A 5,143-nucleotide genomic window follows, 5' to 3' on the forward strand; every position below is an offset into this window, starting at 1 on the left:
ACTCCGGAGGATAGGGACGAGGCATGACTGCCAGCCTTCCGTGAAGGGCTGTCAGTTAGCCACCAGAACTGGAACCTGGGAGGTGGGGCAGGTCAACCTGTCACCCGATCGTGCGGCAGACCCGCGGGAGGAGCGGAACGAGGCAGAGACACCGACTCTCCTGTCGGCCGCAGCCGAGGTGGCTCGGTTGCTGGACCTCGACAACGCGGTGAGCGTGCCGGAAGACCGGCGCGCGCGCCACCTGGCCCGTGCGCTGCGCAAGCCACTACTCGAACGCGCTAGCTTGTCCGAGGAGTTCTTCGCACCGTTGATGGCTGCAGCTGTCTATGACCCTGACCCAAGCTTCTGCCGTTGGTTCATCGAGCCCGCGCTCTACGCATTCGGGCGGCGCCGAGTCACTTCGGCACTGCTCAACTACGTGCGGACGGGCACGGACGCGGAGCAAGCGGGTGCCAAGCGAGCCTGGCATTGCGGCGCACTTGCCACTGCGCGCCGACCGGTCTCCGGCATACGCGCCTGGTGGAAGTCGCGATCCGGTTCTCGACGAGTCCCACGACGCGGTGGACACATGGCTGCAGTACACCGTCTCCGACCTCAACGGATCCTGATCCCGCGCACGCGTTACGGGACGAGCTTTACTCCGGCCGTCGGCACGGGGTGAACTTACGGGTCATCACCGGTTCCGGTGGGAATCTTGTGTACTCTCCCGCCCGCTGCCCGGCCCCCACGGCCTCACCGCGGCCCGCAAGCATTCGCATCATCGCCACCAGCACGCTCCTGAGGATCCAGACGCCGACCGACCTGGTCTACACCAGAGCTAGGGTCCGGTGCCGCCTTCCGGCCCGCCGCCGGCCCACCGCGAGAGCTCACCGCGGAAGAGACATCATTGAACAATGCTCACGTCCGACTTTGCTCGACAGTCGACGGCGCGCAACTGCCAACGCTGGCTCAACTCCTGCCCCGCTCGCTGCACCCCCATGGACTCGTGTCGGCCGCCAAGGCCCTCCTCACCCTCGAGACGCCGTGGTGAAAAGGCTCCATTACCGGGCGTGAGCACGACAGGCAGCGGCCGTCGACGGCGAGGTGGATGCTCGTGGTCTTGCGCCCCGGCACGGCCGGTGACCTGCCGCCCCGCCGAGCGCTGCGGATACTCCAGTCCGCCGGTTTCGTCCAAGTTTCGATCTGCCTAAGCGTTGTCCCGTAACTGCTGACCGGTGAGCTGGTAAAGCCGGCCGGCGTCAGCCGAAGAGGAGGTCCACGTCCTTCTCGATGCAGAGCTGCAGGACGACCACCAACCGGCGGGCGTCGTCGACGTGCCGTTGGAGGAGCGGGTCGATGCGTCCCTCTTGAGGCCGTTCGGCGATCTCCTGCAGCCGGGGCAGGATCGCGGCGCACTGGATCGGCGAGAGGTCGGGGCCGTCGTCGTCGGGATGATTGAGGAGTGGTCCCAGGGCGGTGGAGACGTCGTTCCAGGGGCGCTGTCCACCGAAGCCGTTCATCTCGTCCAGTGCGAACCCCTCGGCCTGCGCCAGCCACCGTCGGAACACTCCGAAGCCGGTGTAGGACCAGGACACGTCCGGGCTGCTGGTGTCGTCGTCTCCTGGGAACAGAACGAGCCCCACGTGCCCTCCTCGTTGACCGAGCACACAGGATCGGCCTCAGGAAAGGGCGACCGCAACTGAAATGATCTCCTCGTGGCTGGTGTGAACACGGCGTCGGAGCCGTCCTGGATAGGCCCATTCAGCGGGTTGAGCCCGCGTCAGTTCGGCAAGCTGATCACCGCGTTGCGCCGTGAGGGTGCGGATCCGGTACGCAAGGGCAGGCCGTGGAGCCTGCCGCTTGAGGACCGGGTGCTGCTGGTCGCCGCGTACTGGCGCACCAACCTCACACTGCGCCAACTCGCCCCACTGTTCGGGGTGTCGAAGTCCGCGGCCGACCGCATCATCGACCACCTCGGCCCGGCGCTTGCGCTGCAGCAGCGCAAGCGGTTCCGCCAGGACACCGTGCTGATCGTGGACGGCACCCTGGTGCCCACCCGCGACCACACCGTGGCCGAACAGTCGAAGAATTACCGGTACTCCACCAACCACCAGGTCGTCATCGACGCCGACACCCGACTCGTCGTCGCCGTCGGCCAGCCACTGCCCGGTAACCGCAACGACTGCAAGGCATGGGAGCTGTCCGGCGCAAAGGAGGCCGTCGGCAAGACCACGGTCATCGCGGACGGCGGCTACCGGGGCACGGGCCTGGTCATCCCGCACCGCCGCGAGAAAGGCCAGACCGAACTCCCGGCCTGGAAAGCGGAACACAACACCTCCCACCGCAAGGTCCGCGCCCGCGTCGAGCACGCCTTCGCCCGGATGAAGACCTGGAAGATCCTGCGGGACTGCCGCCTCAAGGGCGACGGCGTCCATCACGCCATGCTCGGCATCGCCCGCCTGCACAACCTCGCTCTTGCCGGGTGACGCAGAGACCAGCAGGTCAACGAACACGTCAAAGATCATTTACGGGACAGCCCTTAGGCACCCTTTGTGAGCGCGGCACGCATGAGGGGCACCCGGAGTAACCGAGCACCTGTTACTCAGGACGCGAGAGTAGCAAAGTCCGACGCTAATGAAGTACTTGCAGGCGCGCCAATCGTTCCTTGTTTGTGGTTTGCGGTTCGCTTTTCCGTCTCGGAATTATCACCGGAGTCGCTGTGCGTAACTACCGATACAGGCAATGCCCTTCGCCTCATTCTTGTCAATGTGGCTCTTGCTCCTCTCTGGAGACAACGGACTGTCTATTCTTGTCCATAATAGAGGGCAGCTATTCCGTCGCAGAGGATAGGTTTCTGTCTGCGGCCGCCTCGCTGGGTAAGCTTCCGGACGATATTTCTCTTCCTTCCCAGCAGGTTGACACTAACGATGTTTCATCAGGTGCTCCGCAACCAACAGACGGGTAGATGCGTCGCCGCGGACAGGGGCCGGCACGCAAGGGCCGTGCCCACCTGTGCAGGCACGGCATCGCAGCGACGATCCCGGGGTGGATCGGTCAGACGCATCTGCCGCGGCAAGGCCCGCTGCCGCCTCGACAAGGCCGTGGTGGGGGCGGGGTTTGCTCAGTTCAATGCGGTCTTGCTGGTGTTCGTCGTGTCGGCGCGGGTGATGGGTCTGTTCTTCGCAGCCAACACCGTGACGGTGAGCGCCTGTCAGTTGCTGGTGCTCAAGGCGGCGGGCGGACGGCGCGGTACGCGTGCAGTCGTTGTCATGTGCGGGTTGTGGGCCGTGTCCTGGGCCCTGGTGCTGACAAATGTCGGTCTCGGCGCGGGCTGGGGCAAGGGGCTCTTCGTCTCGGCCGTTGTGGTGTTCTCTCTGGGAGAGACACTGTTCGCGCCCACCCTGCCGGCCCTGGTCAATGACGTAGCCCCTGACGCCCTGCGCGGCCGCTACAACGGTGCTTCCACGTTCGCCTTGACTACCGGCTTCGCCCTCGGTCCCATCCTCGTTGGGGTGCTTCTTCAACGACACTGGGGCGTGCCGCTATTGGTCTGCCTGATGCTGGCCTGCGCCGTTGTCGCCACACTGGCGACCAGGCTACGGCGTCAGCTGCCGTCCGGCACCGACATCATCATCGCGTCATCAGCGACCGACGGCACACCGACCAGCACCGAGGGCGGCCCCGCTGGAGAGCCGTCGCTCCGGCAGCAGGAGGTACGCGCATGACCGAGTACGGTGTGTGGCCAACAGAATTGACGCGGACGCTGACCGATTGCCTGGACGCTATCGACGAAGGCAATACCGTTGGCGCGCGGGAACTAGCCGAACGGAGCGTGGGTCTGGCCGTCCGGGCCGGCCCAGTTGCCCTCGCCAACGCCGTACTGGTGACCGGCATTGTCGAGCAGGGGACCGGTGACGGCACCGCGGCCCGGTGCGCTTACATCAACGCCGCGCACCTGGTTGCCCGGCACCTCGCCGATCCGGTTGCCGTCCAGATCTACCTCCACGCCCGGTCCAGCCTCGCTGGCCTGCACCGCGACCGGGGCGACTGCCGGCAGGCCGAACGCGTCCTCGAACTGACTTTGGCCGCCGCCGTTGTTCACCAAACCGTCCCATCTCGGGACCTGGCGATGCTCCATAACGAGCTCGGCGTGGTATCCAAGTACCTGGGCAAGTTCGACCAGGCTGCCCGCTCCTATCGGCAGGCGCTGGACCTCCTAGGGGACCTCCCGTCCCCGGCTCCAGCGGACCTGGCCACGATCTGGCACAACATCGGCGGTCTCGCCCATGCGCGCGGTGACTACGGGGCGGCTGAAGCACCCGCACGGTGCGCCGTGGCGCTGCGCGTGCAAGCCCTCGGTTTGCACCATCCGGCCGTCGCCACCGACCGGGCGGCGCTGGCCCCCATCCTGCTCGAGCTGGGCCAGCTGGACGAGGCCGAAGCCCTCCTGTGCGACGCCCTTGGCATCTTCGAGAGCGCCTACGGCGCCGACAATCCCAACTATGCGATTGCCTTGGGCAACCTCGCCACCCTGACCCATCAGCGCGGCGACCACACCGCGGCCGACGTCCGGTACCGGCAGGCCCTGACCGTCTTGGAACGGGCGCTTGGCCCGAACCATCCCGACCTGGCCGCAATCTTGGTGAACTACGCCGCGTTGCGCCGTGCTCTCGCCGACCCAGAGACCGCTGAAGCTCTCGAGCCCCGCACCCGGGCCATTCTCACCACGGTCGTGCAGCCCGACCATCCCACCCTGGCGACCCTCACCAGCAACGCGCCCTGACAGGCTTCACCGGGTGGAGCTGGCGCCGTTTCTTGCTGGCGGTGATCGAAAGGGCTGGGGCTGGCCTGCGTTCGGGCACAGCAGGAGCGCGTCTCGGCCTCCAGGGTACGGAAGCGGGCCGGGACGGCGAGGGCGTGTTTGGCTTGGTGCGGTGTATCGGTCGACCAAGGGTTGGCGGGCTGGGGCGGGCGGTGTGTTGGTGGCGGACTGCAGTCGGGTTGCGCGTCGACCGCTCGGGCCTGGTGCGTGAGATTCATGGGGTTCGTGTGTGTTGGTGTGTGTGGTCTGTGGTGGGTTTCGGGCTGCTTCGGGGCCGGGCCGGCGGGCGGGGTCGAGGGGGGCTTGGGCGGCCCGCCGGGCGGGGGTCTGAGTGGGGTGGGT

At 66.7% G+C, this 5,143-nt stretch carries 4 protein-coding genes; 3 read left to right on the forward strand and 1 reads right to left on the reverse strand.

The window, feature by feature from the left end; genetic code table 11:
* Positions 1-1,238: 1,238 nt before the first annotated feature.
* Positions 1,239-1,622, reverse strand: coding sequence for a hypothetical protein (locus ABZ854_RS36860; protein WP_361220334.1), 384 nt, complete (start codon positions 1,620-1,622; stop codon positions 1,239-1,241).
* Between the two features lie 72 nt (positions 1,623-1,694).
* Between ABZ854_RS36860 and ABZ854_RS36865 the strand changes: the two genes are divergently transcribed.
* The 3 genes from ABZ854_RS36865 to ABZ854_RS36875 all read left to right on the forward strand — a co-directional run bounded on the left by ABZ854_RS36865 (position 1,695) and on the right by ABZ854_RS36875 (position 4,762).
* Positions 1,695-2,465 carry a transposase gene (locus ABZ854_RS36865; RefSeq protein WP_361220337.1) on the forward strand — a complete coding sequence of 257 codons (771 nt, stop codon included), beginning with the start codon at positions 1,695-1,697 and terminating at the stop codon, positions 2,463-2,465.
* Positions 2,466-3,122: 657 nt separating this feature from the next.
* The gene (locus tag ABZ854_RS36870; RefSeq protein WP_361220343.1) at positions 3,123-3,704 is read left to right on the forward strand and encodes an MFS transporter; all 582 of its coding nucleotides are present in this window, start codon (positions 3,123-3,125) and stop codon (positions 3,702-3,704) included.
* On the forward strand, positions 3,701-4,762 hold the full coding sequence (locus tag ABZ854_RS36875) for a tetratricopeptide repeat protein (protein WP_361220340.1): 1,062 nt from the start codon (positions 3,701-3,703) through the stop codon (positions 4,760-4,762). Before ABZ854_RS36870 ends, ABZ854_RS36875 begins: the two co-directional genes overlap by 4 nt.
* Positions 4,763-5,143 lie beyond the last annotated feature (381 nt).

Source organism: Streptomyces sp. NPDC047028, from assembly GCF_040644095.1.
In the GTDB taxonomy this organism is placed as follows: Bacteria; Actinomycetota; Actinomycetes; order Streptomycetales; family Streptomycetaceae; genus Streptomyces.

Excerpts from the sequence above, each read along its gene's own strand:
- ABZ854_RS36875 (WP_361220340.1), top strand. The coding sequence starts at position 3,701 with ATGACCGAGTACGGTGTGTGGCCAACAGAATTGACGCGGACGCTGACC.